21 protein-coding genes are annotated in these 19,573 nt (G+C 60.6%); 20 read left to right on the top strand and 1 reads right to left on the bottom strand.

Features of this window, described 5'->3' with window-relative positions; translation table 11 throughout:
- The 7 genes from fliM to flhB form a co-directional block, all read left to right on the top strand.
- A partial coding sequence (fliM, locus tag NA637_RS12390) for a flagellar motor switch protein FliM (RefSeq protein ID WP_256072544.1) occupies positions 1–783 on the top strand: 783 nt, incomplete at its 5' end.
- A 209-nt stretch (positions 784–992) separates the two neighbouring features.
- The gene (gene fliN / locus NA637_RS12385; RefSeq protein ID WP_256072543.1) at positions 993–1,466 is read left to right on the top strand and encodes a flagellar motor switch protein FliN; all 474 of its coding nucleotides are present in this window, start codon (positions 993–995) and stop codon (positions 1,464–1,466) included.
- A 1-nt stretch (position 1,467) separates the two neighbouring features.
- The gene (fliO, locus tag NA637_RS12380; protein ID WP_256072542.1) at positions 1,468–1,887 is read left to right on the top strand and encodes a flagellar biosynthetic protein FliO; all 420 of its coding nucleotides are present in this window, start codon (positions 1,468–1,470) and stop codon (positions 1,885–1,887) included.
- On the top strand, positions 1,887–2,663 hold the full coding sequence (gene fliP / locus NA637_RS12375; RefSeq protein WP_256072541.1) for a flagellar type III secretion system pore protein FliP: 777 nt from the start codon (positions 1,887–1,889) through the stop codon (positions 2,661–2,663). Before fliO ends, fliP begins: the two co-directional genes overlap by 1 nt.
- Before the next feature lie 19 nt (positions 2,664–2,682).
- Positions 2,683–2,952 (top strand): flagellar biosynthesis protein FliQ, encoded by a 270-nt coding sequence (gene fliQ / locus NA637_RS12370; RefSeq protein WP_045425749.1) that lies wholly within the window; start codon positions 2,683–2,685, stop codon positions 2,950–2,952.
- A gap of 33 nt (positions 2,953–2,985) precedes the next feature.
- Entirely contained in the window at positions 2,986–3,765 is a 780-nt protein-coding gene (gene fliR / locus NA637_RS12365) for a flagellar biosynthetic protein FliR (protein ID WP_256072540.1), read from the top strand.
- A 36-nt stretch (positions 3,766–3,801) separates the two neighbouring features.
- The gene (gene flhB / locus NA637_RS12360) at positions 3,802–4,938 is read left to right on the top strand and encodes a flagellar biosynthesis protein FlhB (protein WP_256072539.1); all 1,137 of its coding nucleotides are present in this window, start codon (positions 3,802–3,804) and stop codon (positions 4,936–4,938) included.
- A 134-nt stretch (positions 4,939–5,072) separates the two neighbouring features.
- Here flhB and sodC read toward each other — a convergent pair whose 3' ends face one another.
- Positions 5,073–5,594: a superoxide dismutase [Cu-Zn] SodC gene (gene sodC / locus NA637_RS12355; RefSeq protein WP_256072538.1), complete on the bottom strand. Its 522-nt coding sequence runs from the start codon at positions 5,592–5,594 to the stop codon at positions 5,073–5,075.
- Positions 5,595–5,798: 204 nt separating this feature from the next.
- Between sodC and flhA the strand changes: the two genes are divergently transcribed.
- The 13 genes from flhA (at position 5,799) to NA637_RS12290 (ending at position 19,573) form a co-directional block, all read left to right on the top strand.
- The gene (flhA, locus tag NA637_RS12350) at positions 5,799–7,919 is read left to right on the top strand and encodes a flagellar biosynthesis protein FlhA (protein ID WP_256072536.1); all 2,121 of its coding nucleotides are present in this window, start codon (positions 5,799–5,801) and stop codon (positions 7,917–7,919) included.
- 16 nt (positions 7,920–7,935) lie between these two features.
- Complete coding sequence (flhF, locus tag NA637_RS12345; protein WP_256072535.1) at positions 7,936–9,210, top strand: flagellar biosynthesis protein FlhF; 1,275 nt, start codon at positions 7,936–7,938, stop codon at positions 9,208–9,210.
- 91 nt (positions 9,211–9,301) lie between these two features.
- The gene (gene fleN, locus NA637_RS12340) at positions 9,302–10,132 is read left to right on the top strand and encodes a flagellar synthesis regulator FleN (RefSeq protein WP_256072534.1); all 831 of its coding nucleotides are present in this window, start codon (positions 9,302–9,304) and stop codon (positions 10,130–10,132) included.
- Positions 10,133–10,146: 14 nt separating this feature from the next.
- Positions 10,147–10,872: an RNA polymerase sigma factor FliA gene (gene fliA / locus NA637_RS12335; RefSeq protein ID WP_045425763.1), complete on the top strand. Its 726-nt coding sequence runs from the start codon at positions 10,147–10,149 to the stop codon at positions 10,870–10,872.
- A 118-nt stretch (positions 10,873–10,990) separates the two neighbouring features.
- A complete protein-coding gene (locus NA637_RS12330) occupies positions 10,991–11,365 on the top strand; it encodes a chemotaxis response regulator CheY (protein WP_256072533.1) in 375 nt (124 codons plus the stop codon).
- A gap of 23 nt (positions 11,366–11,388) precedes the next feature.
- On the top strand, positions 11,389–12,183 hold the full coding sequence (locus NA637_RS12325) for a protein phosphatase CheZ (protein ID WP_256072532.1): 795 nt from the start codon (positions 11,389–11,391) through the stop codon (positions 12,181–12,183).
- Between the two features lie 12 nt (positions 12,184–12,195).
- Entirely contained in the window at positions 12,196–14,364 is a 2,169-nt protein-coding gene (locus tag NA637_RS12320) for a chemotaxis protein CheA (protein ID WP_256072530.1), read from the top strand.
- A gap of 48 nt (positions 14,365–14,412) precedes the next feature.
- On the top strand, positions 14,413–15,513 hold the full coding sequence (locus NA637_RS12315) for a protein-glutamate methylesterase/protein-glutamine glutaminase (RefSeq protein WP_256072529.1): 1,101 nt from the start codon (positions 14,413–14,415) through the stop codon (positions 15,511–15,513).
- Positions 15,513–16,253 carry a flagellar motor protein gene (locus NA637_RS12310; RefSeq protein WP_256072528.1) on the top strand — a complete coding sequence of 247 codons (741 nt, stop codon included), beginning with the start codon at positions 15,513–15,515 and terminating at the stop codon, positions 16,251–16,253. Before NA637_RS12315 ends, NA637_RS12310 begins: the two co-directional genes overlap by 1 nt.
- A 139-nt stretch (positions 16,254–16,392) precedes the next feature.
- A complete protein-coding gene (gene motD / locus NA637_RS12305; protein WP_256072527.1) occupies positions 16,393–17,220 on the top strand; it encodes a flagellar motor protein MotD in 828 nt (275 codons plus the stop codon).
- 89 nt (positions 17,221–17,309) lie between these two features.
- The gene (locus tag NA637_RS12300) at positions 17,310–18,098 is read left to right on the top strand and encodes a ParA family protein (RefSeq protein ID WP_256072526.1); all 789 of its coding nucleotides are present in this window, start codon (positions 17,310–17,312) and stop codon (positions 18,096–18,098) included.
- Positions 18,099–18,184: 86 nt separating this feature from the next.
- Positions 18,185–19,009: a CheW domain-containing protein gene (locus NA637_RS12295; RefSeq protein WP_256072525.1), complete on the top strand. Its 825-nt coding sequence runs from the start codon at positions 18,185–18,187 to the stop codon at positions 19,007–19,009.
- 84 nt (positions 19,010–19,093) lie between these two features.
- Complete coding sequence (locus NA637_RS12290) at positions 19,094–19,573, top strand: chemotaxis protein CheW (protein WP_256072524.1); 480 nt, start codon at positions 19,094–19,096, stop codon at positions 19,571–19,573.

Below are 19,573 nucleotides of genomic sequence, written 5' to 3'. Positions count from 1 at the left end.
TACACGCGCATCAGCATGTTCAACCTGCTGCGCCGCTCGGCAGACGTATCGGTAGGCGGTGTGCAGGTGATGAAGTTTGGCGAGTACATTCACTCGCTGTATGTGCCGACCAGCCTCAATCTGGTGAAGATCAAGCCGCTGCGCGGGACGTCACTGTTCATCCTCGACGCCAAACTGGTGTTCAAGCTGGTGGACAACTTCTTTGGCGGTGACGGGCGTCATGCAAAGATCGAGGGCCGCGAATTCACGCCCACCGAGCTGCGTGTGGTGCGCATGGTTCTGGACCAGGCATTCGTCGATCTGAAGGAAGCCTGGCACGCGGTACTCGACGTCAATTTCGAATACGTGCATTCGGAAGTGAACCCGGCGTTGGCCAACATCGTCAGCCCCAGCGAAGTGGTGGTCGTGTCGACGTTCCATATCGAGCTCGAGAGCGGCGGTGGCGATCTTCACATCACCCTGCCGTACTCGATGATCGAGCCGATCCGCGAAATGCTCGATGCTGGTTTCCAGTCCGATGTAAGCGATCAGGACGAGCGCTGGGTCAACGCGCTGCGCGAGGACGTGCTCGATGTGAACGTGCCGCTCAGTGCGACGCTGGTGCGGCGCCAGCTCAAGCTGCGCGAGATTCTCAATATGCAGCCGGGCGATGTGATCCCGGTGGAAATGCCCGAAGACATCATCATGCGCGCCAATGGCATGCCGGCTTTCAAGGTCAAGCTGGGTGCGCACAAGGGCAACCTGGCGCTGCAAGTGGTCGAATCTGTAGTGCGACCACGTTGATTAGCCTGGCAGGCCGTAAACGTAGGCGAGGCAGGCAAGACGAGGCCAAAACAGGCAAGGAGGCGGAGCGGGCTCGCGTACCAGTTTAGTGTTGTAAACGAGCATTCCGACGGGGCTCGCATCCGCGCCTGTTTTTAACGAATGTAATGCCAACGCAGGTAGTTTTCCAACAGCCTGCTAAATATTTACCAGCCGGTCGAGGACTAGCGATGGCAGACGAACATGAAAACAGTTCACCCGAAGAGCAGGCGCTGGCCGACGAGTGGGCTTCGGCACTGGCCGAGGCCGGTGACGCCAACCAGGATGATATCGATGCCTTGCTGAACCAGGGCCCGGCGGCAGCGCCGGCGCCGCCTCGTGCGCCGCTGGAGGAGTTTGGCAGCAGCCCGAAGTCGGCTGCCGCTGTGCCCGCAGGACTGGAAGGGCCGAACCTGGACGTCATTCTGGATATCCCGGTGTCGATCTCGATGGAGGTCGGCAGTACCGAAATCAGCATTCGCAACCTGTTGCAGCTCAATCAGGGTTCGGTGGTCGAGCTCGACCGTCTGGCCGGCGAGCCGCTGGATGTGCTGGTCAACGGCACGCTGATTGCGCACGGCGAAGTAGTGGTGGTGAACGAAAAGTTCGGCATTCGTCTGACTGACGTGATCAGTCCGAGCGAACGCATCAAGAAGTTGCGCTGACATGCGAATTCTGGCCTTTCTTTCGCTGCTGCTGGCATTGCCAGCGGTGTCCGCCGAGCCCGCAGCAAGCATGAGCAGCACCGGCATAGGCACGCCGATGACCAAGTTGCTGCTTGGCTTGCTGCTGGTGATCGGCCTGATCTTTCTGCTCGCCTGGCTACTTCGCCGGATGCAGCAGCTGAACCCGCGCAGCAACCAGGCGATCAAGCTGATTTCCAGCCACGCGCTGGGCCCTCGGGAGCGGCTAGTGCTGGTGCAGGTCGGCCGTGAACAAGTGCTGCTCGGCCTGAGCGCCGGTCGGATCACCCCACTGCATGTGCTTGAGGAACCGGTACACCTCCCGGATGCCGAGCCGGCCAATCCGGAATTCGCCCAGCGTCTGATGGAGCTGCTCGGGCGGGACCATAAGGACAAGCCCTGATGCTTCGATTGTTGTTGGCGGCCCTGTTGACTCTGGCCGCCCCGTTCGCCGTGGGCCAGGATGCCGGTGGTTTGTTCGCGCAGGGCGACAATCCGCTGTCGATACCGGCCATTACCCTAAGCACGGATGCCCAAGGCCAGCAGGAATATTCGGTCAGCCTGCAGATTCTGCTGATCATGACAGCGCTGAGTTTCATCCCGGCGTTCGTCATGCTGATGACCAGTTTCACCCGCATCATCATTGTCTTTTCGATCTTGCGTCAGGCGCTGGGCCTGCAGCAGACGCCGTCGAACCAGATCCTGGTGGGCCTCACCATTTTTCTGACATTGTTCATCATGGCGCCGGTGTTCGAGCGCATTAACAACGAGGCGGTGCAGCCCTATCTGAACCAGCAGTTGTCTGCGCCAGAGGCGATTTCACGGGCCGAGGTGCCGTTGAAGAACTTCATGCTCGCGCAGACCCGCGAGAGCGATCTGGAGCTGTTCGTGCGGCTGTCGCGCCGGACCGATATCCAGACTCCGGACGCGGCGCCGCTGACCATCCTGGTTCCGGCATTCGTGACCTCCGAACTGAAAACCGCGTTCCAGATCGGTTTCATGATTTTCATCCCGTTCCTGATCATCGACATGGTGGTCGCCAGCGTGCTGATGGCGATGGGCATGATGATGCTCTCGCCGCTGATCATCTCGCTGCCGTTCAAGATCATGCTGTTCGTGCTGGTCGATGGCTGGGGTTTGATCATCGGTACGCTGGCCAGCAGTTTCGGCACGCTCTAGGGCCTATACGGAGACACGCATGACACCCGAAGTCGCGGTTGACCTGTTTCGTGAGGCCCTCTGGATGACCGCCATGATCGTTGGCGTGCTGGTCGTGCCCAGTCTGCTGGTCGGCCTGGTGGTGGCGATGTTTCAGGCGGCCACCCAGATCAACGAACAAACCCTGAGTTTTCTGCCGCGCCTGTTGGTCATGCTGTTGACGCTGATCTGGGCCGGGCCTTGGCTGGTTCGAGAGCTGATGGAGTACACCCAGGGTCTGGTCCAGAATATTCCGTTGATCATCGGCTAGTCCTGATGATCTGGGCCTTCGAGGCGTATGCCGGTGCTTGAACTCAGCGATGCGCAGATCGGTGCCTGGGTCGGGCAGTTTCTGCTGCCGTTGTTTCGCATTGCGGCGCTGCTGATGAGCATGCCGATCATTGGTACCCAGCTGGTGCCGATGCGGGTTCGGCTCTATCTGGCAGTCGCGATTGCGGTGGTGTTGGTGCCCGGATTGCCGCCAGTCCCTGTGGTGGACGCGTTGAGCGGGCAGGCGCTGGTGTTGATTGCGGAGCAGATCCTGATCGGGGTCATGCTGGGCTTCGTGCTTCAGCTGTTCTTTCAGGTGTTCGTCGTGTCCGGACAACTGCTTGCCATGCAGATGGGTTTGGGCTTCGCGTCGATGATCGATCCGGCCAATGGTGTTTCGGTGCCGGTGATCGGCCAGTTCTTCAATATGCTGGCGATTCTGCTGTTCTTGGCCATGAATGGGCACCTGGTGGTGCTGGAAATCCTCACCGAAAGCTTCGTGACTCTGCCGATCGGCGGCTGGCTGGTTGGCACCAACCATTTCTGGGAAGTGGCCGGCAAGCTTGGCTGGGTGCTCGGCGCCGGCCTGTTGTTGGTACTGCCAGCAATCACGGCACTGCTTGTGATCAACCTGGCGTTCGGCCTGATGACCCGCGCCGCGCCGCAGTTGAACATTTTTTCGATCGGTTTTCCGCTGACGCTGGTGCTCGGCTTGATCATCGTCTGGATCGGCATGGCCGACATTCTTGCCCAATATCAGACGTTCGTCAGTGAAGCGCTGGCGATGCTGCGCGAATTGAGCGGTCAACGCTGATGCTGATTTGTTCCTCGATGCTGCCGGAGGCCGTGCATGGCTGAGAGCGAGAGCGGTGCCGACAAAAGCGAGGAGCCCACCGAGAAACGTATTCGGGAATCGCGCGAGAAGGGCCAGTTGGCCCGCTCCAAAGAGCTGAATACGGTGGCGGTGACGCTGGGCGGGATCGGCGGATTGCTTGCGTCTGGCGCCAGTCTGGCGGGCAGCCTGATGACGATGATGCAAGGCAGCTTCGAGCTCGGCCGTGAAACCTTGCTGGACGAAGGCGCTATGGTGCGATTGCTGATGAGCAGCGGCATGATCGCCCTCGAAGCCATCATGCCGCTGCTGATCGTGCTGCTGCTCGTCTCCATCATCGGCCCGATCTCCCTGGGTGGCTGGCTTTTTTCAGCCAAGGCAATGGCGCCCAAGTTCAGCCGTATGAACCCCGGGGCGGGCCTTAAACGGATGTTCTCGACCAAGGCCCTGGTCGAGCTGCTGAAGGCGCTTGGCAAGTTTCTCGTGGTGTTGATGGTGGCGTTGGCGGTGCTTGCCGCCTATCAGGACGATCTGCTGTCGATCGCCAAACAGCCGCTGGATCTGGCCATCATGCACAGTGTCGAGGTGGTGGGGTGGTGTGCACTGTGGATGGCCTGCGGGCTGATTCTGATTGCCGCGGTGGATGTCCCTTTCCAGCTTTGGGACAACAAGCAGAAGCTGATGATGACCAAGCAGGAAGTGCGCGACGAGTACAAGGACAGCGAGGGTAAGCCCGAGGTCAAATCGCGGATTCGGCAGCTGCAACGTGATGCCGCTCAACGCCGGATGATGCAGGCCATCCCTGACGCTGATGTGGTCATCACCAACCCGACCCACTTCGCCGTAGCGCTGAAATACGACGGCAGCAAAGGCGGGGCGCCAATGCTGGTGGCCAAGGGTGGGGATTTCGTCGCTCTGAAGATCCGCGAAATCGCCAACGAGCATCAGGTGACCGTGCTCGAATCCCCTGCGCTGGCGCGAGCGGTGTACTACTCAACCGAGCTCGACCGGGAAATCCCGGCGGGGCTGTACCTCGCTGTGGCCCAGGTACTGGCGTACGTGTATCAGCTACGCCAGTACCGCTCCGGCAAGGGCAAGCGGCCAGATCCGTTGAGCAGTCTGCCGATCCCGCCGGATCTGCGCAGGGATGAATAAGCAGCTACAAGCTGCTAGCCCCAAGCTGCAAGTTGAACGCGAAGGCGCACCGATCAGGTGGGGCTTTCGCTCATTTTGTGGCCGGGCAGGCACTTGCCTTCTTGCGGCTTGTAGCTTGCCGCTTGCAACTGCTCCTATTCGATCACCCCGCAGGCCACCCGAGCGCCGCCACCGCCGAGCGGTTTGGGTTCATCAGAATAATTGTCGCCGCCTTCATGAACCATCAGCGCATGCCCTTTGAGATCGCCGAGGCTCTTCAGGCGCGGCGCCAGGACTGGTTGGCTGGCATTGCCCTGGGCATCGACCACCAGGACGGGCAAGTCACCCATGTGCCCATCGCCCCAAGGTTCGCCATGCTTGCCAGCATTCTTCGGATCCCAGTGGCCGCCGGCTGCAACGGCTGCGGCCTGCTTGCCATCTTTCTCCGCGGGCTGGCAGCTGCCATTGGCATGGACGTGGAAGCCATGCGCGCCCGCGTTCAGGCCAGACAGATTGGGACGAAATACAAGGCCCTGATCGGTGGTTTCGACCTTCACGGTGCCGACAGAGCTGGCAACGCCCTGATCGTTGACCTTGTTCATATCGACTGAAAGGGTTTCGGCCTGCACGCCAACCGCGGCGCAGCTAGCCATTGCAGCGATTAACCACTGTTTCATAGCACGCTCCTGTTTGACTGAAGGAGGGCAGCGTCACGCCACCCGTCGACTGTCTGACTGCCTCAGTCCAGGCGCGTTCGATTGGCCCGTCATGGGCTGGTGAGGGCCGTATCGATGCGGGATCGAAATTGGACTCCTTCTTGCTATAGCCCGGACAGGATGCGTTTTCGCGTCAATTCTTTGGTCTTGTCTGGCGGGGTCTACGTGGATCGCACGCAACTCATCAATTTCGGCAATGGCCTGGCGAGCGCAGGGCGGGGCAACCTGGGTGTGCCGCTGCTGTTGCTGGTGATGATGGGCATGATGATGTTGTCGGTGCCGCCGTTCCTCCTGGATCTGCTGTTCACCTTCAATATCGCCTTGTCGATCGTCGTGCTGCTGGTCAGCGTCTATGCATTGCGGCCGTTGGATTTCGCCGTGTTCCCGACGATTCTGCTGGTCGCCACGCTGATGCGCCTCGCGCTCAACGTGGCGTCGACCCGAGTGGTGCTGATCAACGGCCATGAGGGCGGGTCGGCGGCAGGCCATGTAATCGAGGCCTTCGGTAACGTGGTTATCGGCGGCAACTACGTCGTCGGTATCGTCGTCTTCGCGATTCTGATGATCATCAACTTCGTCGTGGTCACCAAGGGTGCCGGGCGAATCTCCGAAGTCAGCGCGCGCTTCACCCTCGATGCCATGCCTGGCAAGCAGATGGCCATCGACGCCGACCTCAACGCCGGTTTGATTGATCAGACCGAAGCGAAGTTGCGCCGGGTCGAAGTCGCCTCCGAGGCGGATTTCTACGGCTCGATGGACGGTGCGAGCAAATTCGTCCGCGGTGACGCCATCGCCGGCCTGCTGATCCTGTTCATCAACCTGATCGGCGGCGTCGGTATCGGTATGGCGCAACACGGCATGAGCTTCAGCGAGGCAGGGCAGGTCTATGCGTTGCTGACCATCGGTGACGGCCTGGTCGCGCAGATTCCATCGCTTCTGCTTTCCACTGCCGCAGCCATCATGGTGACCCGCGTCACCAGTTCCGAGGACATGGGCCAGCAGGTCAACCGACAGATGTTCGCTTCGCCCAAGGCGCTGGCGGTGTCTGCCGGAATCATGATCGCCATGGGACTGGTGCCCGGCATGCCGCACCTGTCGTTCCTCGGCCTCGGTGCGGTGGCCGCGGGCGGCGCCTACTGGATCTGGCATCGTCAGAAGCAGGTCACGCAGCAGGCCGAGCAGGACGTGCAGAAGCAGCAGGAAATGCTCCCTGCCCAGCGCACAGCCGAGACCAAAGAGCTGGGCTGGGACGATGTGACAGCGGTGGACATGGTGGGTCTGGAGGTCGGTTACCGGCTCATTCCGCTGGTCGACCGCAACCAGGGTGGACAGCTGCTGGCTCGAATCAAGGGGGTGCGCAAGAAGCTCTCCCAGGACCTGGGTTTTTTGATGCCATCTGTGCATATCCGCGACAATCTCGACTTGTTGCCGAACGCCTATCGCTTGACACTGATGGGTGTAAGCCTGGCGGAAGCAGAGGTGTATCCGGATCGCGAGTTGGCGATCAATCCGGGTCAGGTGTTCGGCCCGCTCAACGGTATTGCCGCCAAGGATCCGGCCTTCGGCCTGGAAGCGGTGTGGATCGAGGCCAGCCAGCGCGATCAGGCGCAATCGCTCGGCTACACGGTGGTCGACGCCAGCACGGTGGTGGCGACCCACCTCAACCAGATACTGCACAAGCATGCCCATGAGTTGCTCGGCCACGAGGAAGTCCAGCAACTGCTGCAATTGCTGGCCAAGAGCTCGCCCAAGCTTGCCGAGGAGCTGGTGCCCGGGATGATCTCGCTGTCTACGTTTCTCAAGGTGTTGCAGGCCCTGCTGCAGGAGCAGGTGCCGGTGCGTGACATCCGGACCATCGCCGAGGCCATCGCCAACGTCGCCGCCAAGAGTCAAGATCCCGCCGCGATGGTGGCTGCGGTACGGGTCGCGCTGTCACGCGCAATTGTGCAAAACGTTGTCGGGCTTGAGCCGCAGCTGCCTGTGATCACGCTGGAGCCGAGGTTGGAACAGATATTGCTCAATAGCCTTCAGAAGGCAGGGCAAGGCTCCGAAGATGGCATTCTTCTGGAACCAGGAATGGCCGAGAAGTTGCAACGGTCCCTGGTAGAGGCCGCACAGCGTCAAGAAATGTTGGGTAAGCCGGCGATACTGCTGGTGGCAGGTCCGGTCCGCGCGATGTTGTCGCGGTTCGCCCGGCTCGCCGTACCGAACATTCATGTCCTGGCCTACCAGGAAATACCGGATAACAAGCAGGTCACCATCGTTTCCACGGTGGGTCAGAATTAACCGAGGGCTACAGGCCATGCAGGTCAAACGTTTCTTCGCAGCCGACATGCGTATCGCCATGAAGATGATTCGTGCCGAGTTGGGCGCCGATGCCGTGATCACGGGTAACCGTCGCGTAGCCGGCGGCGTCGAGTTGACCGCGGTGCTTGATTATCCGATGGAGTCGGCAGCTCCGAAGCAGTCGAATGCGGCGCTGGAAGCGGAGCTGCGCAAGACCCAGGCGCGTATCGCCAGTGCCCATGCGGAGCTGCAAGCGCCATCGCGCAGCCCTGCCGGGCAGGATCGTCAACTGCTTGACAAGCAACCTGCTGCCGTTCAGCCAGCGCCAGTCGCCGCGAGTGCTTCGTTCGATACGCGTGCGGTCGAAGCCATGCAGTCGGAGCTGCAGGGGTTGCGCGAACTGATCGAAGTGCAGCTCGGTTCGATTGCCTGGGGACAGGAGCAGAGCCGTCGTCCGCAACAGGCCGGGCTCTGGCGCCGCCTGCAACGCCTCGGCTTGCCGGCTGAGCTGTCGCGCGCATTGCTGGAAAAGGTGTCCACCGTATCCGAACCGCGTCAGGCCTGGCGCATGCTCCTGGCGCACCTGGCGCAATCGATCAAGGTCAGCAAGGTCGAGCCGCTGGAAGAGGGCGGCCTTATTGCGCTGGTCGGCCCGGCCGGTGCCGGCAAGACCACCACGCTGGCCAAGCTCGCGGCGCGCTACGTGCTCAAGCACGGCGCGCAAAGCATTGCACTGGCAAGCATGGACAACTATCGCATCGGCGCGCAGGAGCAACTGAAGACCTTGGGGCGCATCCTCGACGTGCCTGTCATCCAGATCGATCCCAGTCAGCCATTGAGCAAGACTCTGGCGCCGATGGCTCGCAAGCGCCTGATCCTGATCGATACCGCTGGCCTGCCGGCCGGCGACGCGATGATGGGTGTTCAGCTCGAAGCACTGGCTGATCGCGGTGTCCAGTCGAAGAATTACCTGGTGCTGCCGGCGACCAGCCAGAGACAGGTGCTCAAGGCGACCTGGCACAACTACCGTCGCTGCGGGCTGGCGGGCTGCATTCTGACTAAACTGGATGAAGCCGGGAGCCTGGGTGACGTACTTGGTCTTATCATCAGTCAGCACCTGCCCATCGCTTACCTTGCCGATGGGCCGCGCATCCCTGACGATCTGCATCTGCCACGCAGTCACCAGCTGGTCAGTCGCGCGGTGAGCCTGCAATCGGAAGAGGCTCCTAGCGAGGAAACCATGGCTGAGCTGTTTGTCGATCTGTACAACGGTTCTCGGAAGGTCGGATGAACGCAATGCTCCGAGAAGCACATAAAGAAGACGCGTTCGCGCTGAACGCATCGATGGCCCAAGGGCTCCAGCAAGAGATAGGCGTGTGAAAATGGGTATGCATCCCGTACAGGTTATTGCAGTGACCGGCGGCAAGGGTGGCGTCGGCAAGACCAACGTGTCGGTCAATCTGGCCTTGGCGCTGGCCGACCTCGGTCGCCGGGTGGTGTTGCTCGACGCCGACCTTGGACTGGCCAATGTCGACGTGCTGCTGGGTTTGACCACCAAGCGCACCCTGGCCGACGTCATTGCCGGCGAGTGCGACCTGCGTGACGTAATGATTCAAGGGCCGGGCGGCATCCGTGTCGTACCCGCGGCCTCCGGCACGCAGAGCATGGTGCAGTTGTCTACCCTGCAACATTCGGGGTTGATTCAGGCCTTCAGCGGCATCGGCGATGATATCGATGTGCTGATCATCGACACCGCCGCTGGCATTGGTGACGCTGTGGTGAGCTTCGTGCGCGCCGCGCAGGAAGTGCTGCTGGTGGTGACCGACGAGCCAACGTCAATCACCGATGCCTACGCGCTGATCAAACTGCTCAATCGTGACTACGGCATCAGCCGCTTCCGGGTCCTGGCCAACATGGCCCATGCGCCGCAGGAAGGCCGCAATCTGTTTGCCAAGCTGACCAAGGTGACTGAGCGTTTCCTCGACGTGGCGCTGCAATATGTCGGCGCGATTCCCTACGACGAATCGGTGCGCAAGGCCGTGCAGAAGCAGCGCGCCGTCTACGAGGCCTACCCGCGTGCAAAGTGCTCGCTGGCGTTCAGGGCTGTCGCCCAGAAGGTGGACACCTGGCCGTTGCCGGCAACGCCACGCGGTCATCTGGAGTTCTTTGTGGAGCGCCTGGTCAGGCCCGCCGCAGAGCCTAACGAACAATAGCGGCTGGATTCGGTATGTATTACAGCAAAGCTCAGGCTAAAGACTCCCAATACCAGCTCATCGATCAGTACGCGCCGCTGGTCAAGCGCATTGCCTATCACCTCCTGGCGCGTTTGCCGGCGAGCGTGCAGGTCGACGACCTGATGCAGGCCGGCATGATCGGCTTGCTGGAGGCGTCAAAAAAATATGACGCCGGAAAAGGGGCGAGTTTCGAGACTTATGCCGGTATCCGCATCCGCGGTGCCATGCTCGACGAGGTGCGCAAGGGTGACTGGGCGCCGCGTTCGGTACACCGAAACTCGCGCATGGTCAGTGAGGCGATTCGGGCCATTGAGGCAAGAACAGGACGCGACGCTAAAGATCAGGACGTTGCGGCCGAACTTAAATTGAGTCTCGATGAGTACTACGGCATTCTGGGCGACACCCTGGGCAGCCGCCTGTTCAGCTTCGATGATCTGCTTCAGGAAGGCGAGCATGGCGAGTTCGAGGAGGATGCAGCCAGCACCCATCCGGAACCGTCCCGCGATCTTGAAGACGAGCGTTTCCAACAGGCGTTGGCCGAGGCCATCAGTAACCTGCCCGAACGTGAAAAGTTGGTGCTTTCGCTGTATTACGACGAAGAGTTGAACTTGAAGGAAATCGGTCAGGTACTGGGTGTCAGTGAGTCACGGGTGAGCCAGTTGCACAGCCAGTGCGCGGCCCGTCTGCGGGCTCGTCTTGGCGAGTGGCGCGCGCGTTAACGACCGGTTTGCGACAAAAGCATTAGAGACCGCTTACGAGCTTCATTCATGAGGCTCGCAAACAGACCGTGAGCAGGTCTCGGATTCGGGATTTACGGAGGTGTACTTGGACAAGAACATGAAAATCCTCATCGTCGATGACTTCTCGACCATGAGACGGATCATCAAGAACCTCTTGCGCGATCTGGGCTTCACCAATACCGCCGAAGCGGATGACGGCACTACTGCTCTACCGATGTTGAAAAGTGGCAGTTTCGATTTTCTCGTCACTGACTGGAACATGCCCGGCATGAGCGGCATCGATCTGCTGCGTGTGGTGCGTGCGGATGAGCGCTTGAAGCATCTTCCGGTGCTGATGGTGACTGCCGAGGCGAAGCGCGACCAGATCATCGAGGCCGCACAGGCCGGCGTTAACGGATACGTGGTCAAGCCATTCACGGCTCAGGTGCTCAAAGAGAAGATCGAAAAGATCTTCGAGCGCGTCAACGGCTGAAGCAGTAACGCCGCGAGGGCACTATGACGCAAGCAGACCAAGGCCTGGCAGAGTTCGAAGCGACTCTGAGGGCTCATGCACCCCAATTGATCGAAAGTCTGCAGCAAGGCCGCTTCGAAGAAGCGACGCAGATGTTCAATGAGCTCAATCAGGCACGCAACCTGGGACTATACCAGGAGGTTGGCAAACTCACGCGTGAGCTGCACAACGCCATCGTCAAGCTGGAAATGGATACCTGTGCGACCGGCGGCGACCCTTCCCCAATTACCGACGCCACGGACCGGTTGTCCTACGTCGTGGATATGACCGAAAAAGCAGCCAACCGCACCATGGACCTGGTTGAAGAGTCGGCGCCGCTGGTGAACTACGTCAGCTATGAGGCGCAGAGCCTGACCGCCGACTGGCAGCGCTTCATGCGGCGCGATATGAACGCTGAACAGTTCCGTGAGCTGGTCAGGCGCATCGACCAGTTTCTCCAGCGCAGCATGAACGATGGCAGCCAGCTGTCGCAGAACCTTAGCGAAATCATGCTGGCCCAGGATTTCCAGGATCTTACCGGTCAGGTGATCAAACGAGTGACCCGGCTCATTACCGAACTCGAAAGTAACCTGCTTAATCTGGTGCTGATGGCCGGCCAGGTTGACCGCGTGGCGGGCATCCAGCACGACCGCGAAGCGATGCGCGCCGAGCAGGCAATGAAAAAACAGGAAAAACAGCCTTCCAATGGTGAAGGTCCGCAGATGCATGCCGATATACGTGAAGGTGTCGTATCCGGGCAGGACGACGTTGATGATCTGCTTTCGAGCCTGGGCTTTTAGGGGAAGTTAAATATGAGCTTCGACGCCGATGAAGAAATCCTCCAGGATTTCCTGGTAGAGGCCGGCGAGATTCTCGAACTATTGTCAGAGCAGTTGGTGGAGCTGGAAAGCAGCCCCGATGACACAGCCTTGCTCAATGCGATTTTTCGCGGTTTCCATACGGTAAAAGGCGGTGCCGGGTTTCTCCAGCTGCATGAGTTGGTGGAGTGCTGCCACATCGCTGAAAACGTCTTCGACATCCTGCGCAAGGGTGAGCGTCGCGTCGACTCGGAATTGATGGATGTCGTGCTGCAGGCCCTGGACTCCATCAATGAAATGTTTAGCCAGGTGCGCGAGCGGACCGAAGTAACCCCGGCGACGCCCGAGCTGCTGGCAGCGCTGGCCCGTTTGGCCGAGCCGGCCGGAGCGCAGCAACCCCTAGTCGAAGCGTCTGTCGAGCCTGAGCCCGCCATGACCGCCGACAGCGAGTTCGAGCAGTTTCTTGGCGCGCTGGACGAATCTGCCGAGGCGCCGTCTTCAAACGCCCCGGATGAAATTACCGACGAGGAGTTCGAAGCACTGCTCGATCAGCTCCATGGAAAGGGTCAATTCGCCACGGAGCAGCAATCGACTGCGGTGACCAGTACGGCTGCGGTGGCGGGACAGTCTGCCAGCGACGAGATTACCGACGACGAATTCGAGGCGTTACTCGATCAACTGCATGGCAAAGGCCGGTTCGCCGAACCGGCTGCCGCTGCGCCTGCTGCCCCCGTCGGGTCCGTTGACAAGCCAGCCGCGGCGGGTGGCGATGACATCAGTGACGACGAATTCGAAGCGCTGCTGGACCAACTGCATGGAAAGGGCAAATTTGAACCCGATGCGGCCACGCCAGTCGCGGCTGCAGCTGTGCCTGCCGAGAACCAGGCTGCGCCAGCGAAACCGGCAGCAAATGCCGTAGCGAGCAAGGCTGCTGCCCCGGCGAAAGCGGAGCTTGCATCCAGGCCTGTTGCCGCTCCGGAGAAGTCCGCGAGCGAGGCTGAAACGACTGTTCGAGTCGATACCGTGCGGCTCGATGAAATCATGAACATGGTGGGTGAACTGGTGCTGGTGCGTAACCGCTTGGTGCGCCTGGGCTCCAACAGTGCCGATGAGGCCATGGCCAAGGCCGTGTCCAACCTCGATGTGGTGACCGCTGACTTGCAGAGCGCCGTGATGAAAACGCGCATGCAGCCGATCAAGAAGGTCTTCGGCCGCTTCCCCCGTCTGGTTCGTGACCTGGCACGCAGCCTCAAGAAAGAGATCAATCTGGAGCTGGTCGGCGAAGAAACCGACCTGGACAAGAACCTTGTGGAGGCACTGGCCGATCCGCTGGTGCACCTGGTGCGCAACGCGGTGGATCACGGCATCGAGACACCGGAAGAGCGCGAAGCTGCCGGCAAGCCGCGCACCGGCAAGGTCGTGCTCTCCGCTGAACAGGAAGGCGACCACATCCTGTTGCTGATCACCGATGACGGCAAAGGCATGGATGCCGAGGTCCTGCGCGCCAAGGCGGTGGAGAAGGGCTTGCTCGACAAGGACGCAGCCGATCGCCTGAGCGATCTGGAATCCTACAATCTGATCTTTGCGCCGGGCTTCTCGACCAAGACGGAGATCTCCGACGTGTCCGGCCGCGGCGTTGGCATGGATGTGGTCAAGACCAAGATTTCGCAGCTCAACGGCACGGTCAACGTCGTCTCCAACAAAGGCCAGGGCTCGCGCGTTGTAATCAAAGTGCCCCTGACGCTGGCGATCATGCCAACCCTGATGGTGATGCTGGGCAATCAGGCGTTCGCTTTCCCGCTGGTCAGTGTGAATGAGATCTTCCACCTCGATCTGTCCCGTACCAACGTGGTTGATGGTCAGGAAGTGGTGATCGTGCGCGACAAGGCGCTGCCGCTGTTCTATCTCAAGCGCTGGCTGGTGCGCGGCGCCGCGCTCGAAGAGCAGCGTGAAGGGCACGTGGTGATCCTCAACGTCGGCAACCAGAGTATCGGCTTCGTCGTCGATCAGCTGGTGGGGCAGGAAGAGGTGGTGATCAAGCCGTTGGGCAAGATGCTGCAAGGCACTCCGGGCATGTCCGGTGCGACTATCACTGGCGATGGTCGTATCGCCTTGATCCTGGATGTCCCGAGCATGCTCAAGCGTTACGCACGCCGGATCTGATCAGTAGGCAGCGGGTGTTCACGGACCGCTGTCGCTAGGAGTTGTTTTATGGCAGTCAAGGTCCTGGTGGTGGACGATTCCGGCTTTTTTCGCCGCCGAGTATCGGAGATCCTTTCTTCGGATTCGAATATCCAGGTAATCGGCACCGCGACCAACGGACGCGAGGCAATCGATCAGGCGCTGGCGTTGAAACCGGACGTCATCACCATGGACTACGAGATGCCGATGATGGACGGCATCACCGCGGTGCGGCAGATCATGCAGCGTTGTCCGACCCCGGTGCTGATGTTCTCTTCGCTTACCCACGAAGGCGCGAGGGTGACGCTCGATGCGCTGGACGCCGGAGCGGTGGATTTTCTGCCGAAGAATTTCGAGGACATTTCGCGCAATCCGGACAAGGTCAAGCAGCTGCTCTGCGAGAAGGTCCATACGATTTCGCGCAGCAATCGCCGCTTCAGCAGTACCAGTGTCGCTCCGGCTGCGACCGTGCCGGGGGGGCGGTCAGCCGGCGTCGTGTCGGGCACGGCTCCTGGCGCCCGGCATACGACGCCCGGCCATACGGCGCCGGCTTCGGCGCCTCGTCGAAAGTCGTACCGGCTGGTCGCCATCGGCACCTCGACTGGCGGGCCGGTGGCGCTTCAGCGCGTGCTAACGCAGCTGCCTGGCAACTTTCCGGCGCCTATCGTGCTGATCCAGCACATGCCGGCCGCATTTACCAAAGCCTTCGCCGAACGTCTGGACAAGCTCTGCAATATCCGCGTCAAGGAAGCCGAAGACGGCGATCTGTTACGTCCAGGCTTGGCACTGCTGGCACCGGGCGGCAAACAGCTGATGGTCGACGGGCGCGGCACAGTACGCATCCTGCCGGGCGACGAGCGCCTCAATTACAGGCCCTGCGTCGACGTCACCTTTGGATCAGCCGCCAAGGCGTACGGAGACAAGGTGCTGGCGGTCGTGCTGACCGGTATGGGGGCTGACGGCCGTGAAGGCGCGCGGATGCTCAAGCAGAGCGGCAGCCAGGTATGGGCGCAGGATGAGGCCAGTTGTGTGATTTATGGCATGCCGATGGCAGTGGTCAAGGCCAACCTCAGCGATGCCGTCTACGGGCTTGATGACATCGGTCGCCATCTGAGCGAGGCGTGCCTCTGATGGATGTGCTCAGCCTGATCGGGCTGGTCCTTGCGTTTGTTGCCATTGTCGGCGGTAACTTCCTCGAAGGCGGGCATGTGTCGGCGCTGCTCAATGGCCCGGCCGCACTGATCGTGCTCGGCGGTACGCTCGGTGCGGTGCTGCTGCAGACGCCCATGGCGGTGTTCATGCGCGCAATGTCGGTGCTGGGGTGGATTTTTTTTCCCCCGCGTATCGACATGGTCCGTGGAATCAGTTTGGTCACGAGCTGGAGCGCCACGGCGCGCAAGGAGGGTTTGCTGGGTCTTGAGCCGAGCGCCGAAACCGAGCCTGATCCCTACGCACGCAAAGGCTTGCAGCTGCTGGTCGATGGTGCTGAGCCGGAAGTGATTCGCAGCATTCTCGAGGTTGACCTGTACACGCAGGAAACCCGCGATCTGAGGGCCGCAAAAGTGTTCGAGAGCATGGGTGGCTATTCGCCCACGGTAGGCATCATCGGTGCGGTGATGGGGCTGATACATGTCATGGGCAATCTCGCCGATCCCAGTCAGCTGGGCAGTGGTATTGCGGTTGCATTCGTTGCCACGATTTACGGTGTGGCCTTTGCCAACCTGCTGGCGTTGCCGATGGGCAACAAGCTCAAGAGCGTGGTGCAGCAGCAGACCGCTTACCGCGAAATGTTGTTGGAAGGGGTTCTGTCGATTGCCGAAGGAGAAAACCCTCGTTCAATCGAAATGAAGCTCCAGGGGTTCATCGATTAACTGACGGAATGCCAACGGCACCCTTGCCGCTGCGGTCCCGGGAACCAAGATGGAAAAGACTCCAGTCAAGACGATCATCCGCTCAGGCTCTGAAACGCCTGGCTCGCTGAGTGGCGCGCTAAACGCTGGAGGCATCTGAATGGCCCGTCGCCGCACTCGCGAAGAGCCGGAGAATCACGAACGTTGGCTGGTGTCCTACGCGGATTTCATCACCCTGCTGTTCGCCCTCTTCGTGGTGATGTACTCAATCTCTTCGCTCAATGAGGGTAAATACAAGATTCTGTCCGATTCGTTGGTAGGCGTTTTCAATCAGGTCGACCGAGCGGTCAAGCCGATTCCGATCGGTGAACAGACACCACGTATCACGCAGCCGGATGCATTCCAGATCGACGCGCCGCAATCGTCTCAGCAGCCAATCGATCCGCTGCAAAGCATCATGCAGAGCATGCAGGCGGCCTTTGCCGATCTGATCGATTCGAAGCAACTGACGATTCGCGGCAATGAACTCTGGGTTGAAATCGAACTGAATTCGAGCCTGCTGTTTCCCAGTGGCGATGCGTTGCCCAACGATCATGCGTTCGATCTCTTGGAGAAGATTGCCGGGATTCTGGCGCCTTTCGACAACCCCATCCATGTCGAAGGGTTCACTGACAACCTGCCGATCAACACCGAAACGTTTCCTACCAACTGGGAGCTTTCCGCCGCACGTGCCGGCAGTGTGGTGCGGATGCTAGCGGCCGACGGTGTCGACCCGGCACGCCTGGCCGCAGTGGGTTACGGCGAATTTCAGCCCATTGCGGACAATTCCACTGCCGAGGGCAGGGCGCGCAATCGTCGGGTGATTCTGGTTGTTTCACGCAACCTGGAGGTGCGGCGCAGCGTCAGTGGCGTGGGAAGTGGGAATGCTCGACCTGTCGGAGCGGCCCCGCAACCTGGCACACAACGTGCTGTTTCTTCTGATCGTTAGGTGCCGCTCGCGGCGTCGTCAATTCTCCGTCGCCGGCCAAGGTCGAGACGGCCGATCCCGGTCTGGTTCGATCGGATGGAAAGACACATATGAGAGTCTGGGCTGTAGCCAATCAAAAAGGCGGAGTGGGCAAGACCACTACCTCCATTGCACTTGCCGGTTTGCTGGCCGATTCGGGCAAGCGGGTCGTAGCGCTGGATCTCGACCCCCATGGTTCGATGACGAGCTATTTCGGCCATGACCCGGACAACCTCGATCACAGCGTCTTCGACCTGTTCCAGCACCAGGGCACGGTTCCCGAGGGTTTGCCTTGGCAACTGCTGCTGCCGACCAGCCATGAACGCCTTTCCCTGTTGCCATCCAGCACGGTACTGGCGACGCTGGAGCGTCAGTCCCCCGGCCAGAACGGTCTCGGGCTGGTCATCGCCAAGAGTCTTTCGCAGCTCTGGCAGGATTTCGACTACGCCATCATCGACAGCCCGCCGCTGCTTGGGGTTCTGATGGTAAACGCGCTGGCAGCCAGCCAGCAGTTGATCATTCCGGTGCAAACCGAGTTTCTGGCCATGAAGGGCCTGGAGCGGATGGTCAGCACGCTGAGCATGATCAATCGATCGCGCCGGCAGGCCTTGCCTTACACCATCGTGCCGACGATGTTTGATCGCCGCACCGCAGCCTCGATGAGCACGCTAAAGGTCCTGCGTAACGGTTACCAGGACAACCTCTGGCAAGCCTTCATTCCGATCGATACCCGTTTGCGCGATGCCAGCCGTGCCGGCCTGACGCCGTCCCAGCATGATCCCGGCAGCCGAGGCGTGCTCGCCTATCGCGCCCTGCTCAAGACACTGCTGGCGGCGCAAGCTCCGCCGCAGGTGGCCTGAATGACGACGTATGGCCGCGTTCGCAGTTCAAGTTCGACAGGGGTGCGGCCGATAGCCTATCCAGTGGGTTCGCACGAGTTGGTTCCATGAGTCGTACCGTTCTTAAAGAAAGCCGATCGCAACAGGCGCTGCAGTCATATCTCGACGCCCTGTTGCAGGACGCCGTCATCGGACTGGCCGAATCGGTCAGTCCAGACGAGTTTCAGGCTGCCGTGCTCGAGGAGCAACAGCGCGATGCACAGCGGGTGGTTGCGCTGCGCCCGGTTACTCCGCCCGAATCCGAAGCTGTTGCCGTTCCGGTGATAGTCGAGGCGCAGCCGTTGCTCGAATTGCCACCTGAGTTACCCGCGAAGGCACCGCCTGTACCGGTCGAACCCGTTGCCATTCTCGAGTCGCAGGGCCAGGCGCCGGGCGGTCCGCCAGCGATCCTGAGCCGCCCGCCGGAGTGGGGCGAGGAGCCGTTCGAGTGCCTGTTGTTCGACGTGGCCGGGCTAACGCTGGCGGTGCCGTTGGTCAGTCTCGGCTCGATCTATCCGCTTGCCGGGCAGGAACTGACGCCGTTGTTCGGCCAGCCTGCCTGGTTCCTCGGCATCTTGCCGAGCCAGGCAGGCAATCTGAAAGTGCTGGATACCGCGCGCTGGGTCATGGCTGAGCGGTATCGCGACGATTTCCGCGACGGACTTCAGTATGTGATTTCGGTGCAGGGCTATGAGTGGGGGCTGGCGGTACACCAGGTCAGCCGCTCGATTCGTCTGGACCCGAAAGAAGTGAAGTGGCGCACTCAGCGTACTCAGCGCCCTTGGCTCGCCGGGACGGTGATTGACCACATGTGTGCGCTGCTGGACGTGACCGCGCTCGCCGAGCTGATCGCCAGCGGTGCGACCCGACATCTCAAGGGCGTTCCGTGGTAACGACTTGAACAAACAGAGGGGCACGCAAGCGCCCCGAGTAATCGATGGAATCACCGCCAGTGCGGTACATGAAGAGGTGGGGCTATGAAGATGACTTCCGCACAGGGTTCCGATGATCCGGTCCTGCAATGGGTAACCTTCCGTCTGGATAACGAGACCTATGGCATCAACGTGATGCAGGTTCAGGAAGTGCTGCGCTATACCGAAATCGCCCCCGTGCCGGGTGCGCCCAGCCATGTGCTGGGCATCATCAACCAGCGCGGCAACGTGGTTACGGTGATCGATACACGCCAGCGCTTTGGTCTCGACACGGCGCCGGTGTCGGACAACACCCGGATTGTCATCATCGAGGCTGACCGCCAGGTGGTCGGCATCCTGGTCGACAGCGTTGCCGAGGTGGTCTACCTGCGCCAATCGGAGATCGAAACCGCACCCAACGTCGGTAACGATGAATCGGCGAAGTTTATCCAAGGCGTGTGCAACAAGAACAATGAGCTGCTGATTCTGGTCGAACTGGACAAGATGATGAGCGAAGAAGAATGGGCGGAACTTGAGAGCATCTGA

Source organism: Stutzerimonas stutzeri, assembly GCF_024448935.1.
In the GTDB taxonomy this organism is placed as follows: domain Bacteria; phylum Pseudomonadota; class Gammaproteobacteria; order Pseudomonadales; family Pseudomonadaceae; genus Stutzerimonas; species Stutzerimonas stutzeri_AO.
The sequence above is the reverse complement of the archived record's forward strand: the minus strand, read 5'-3'. Positions and strand labels throughout refer to the sequence as shown.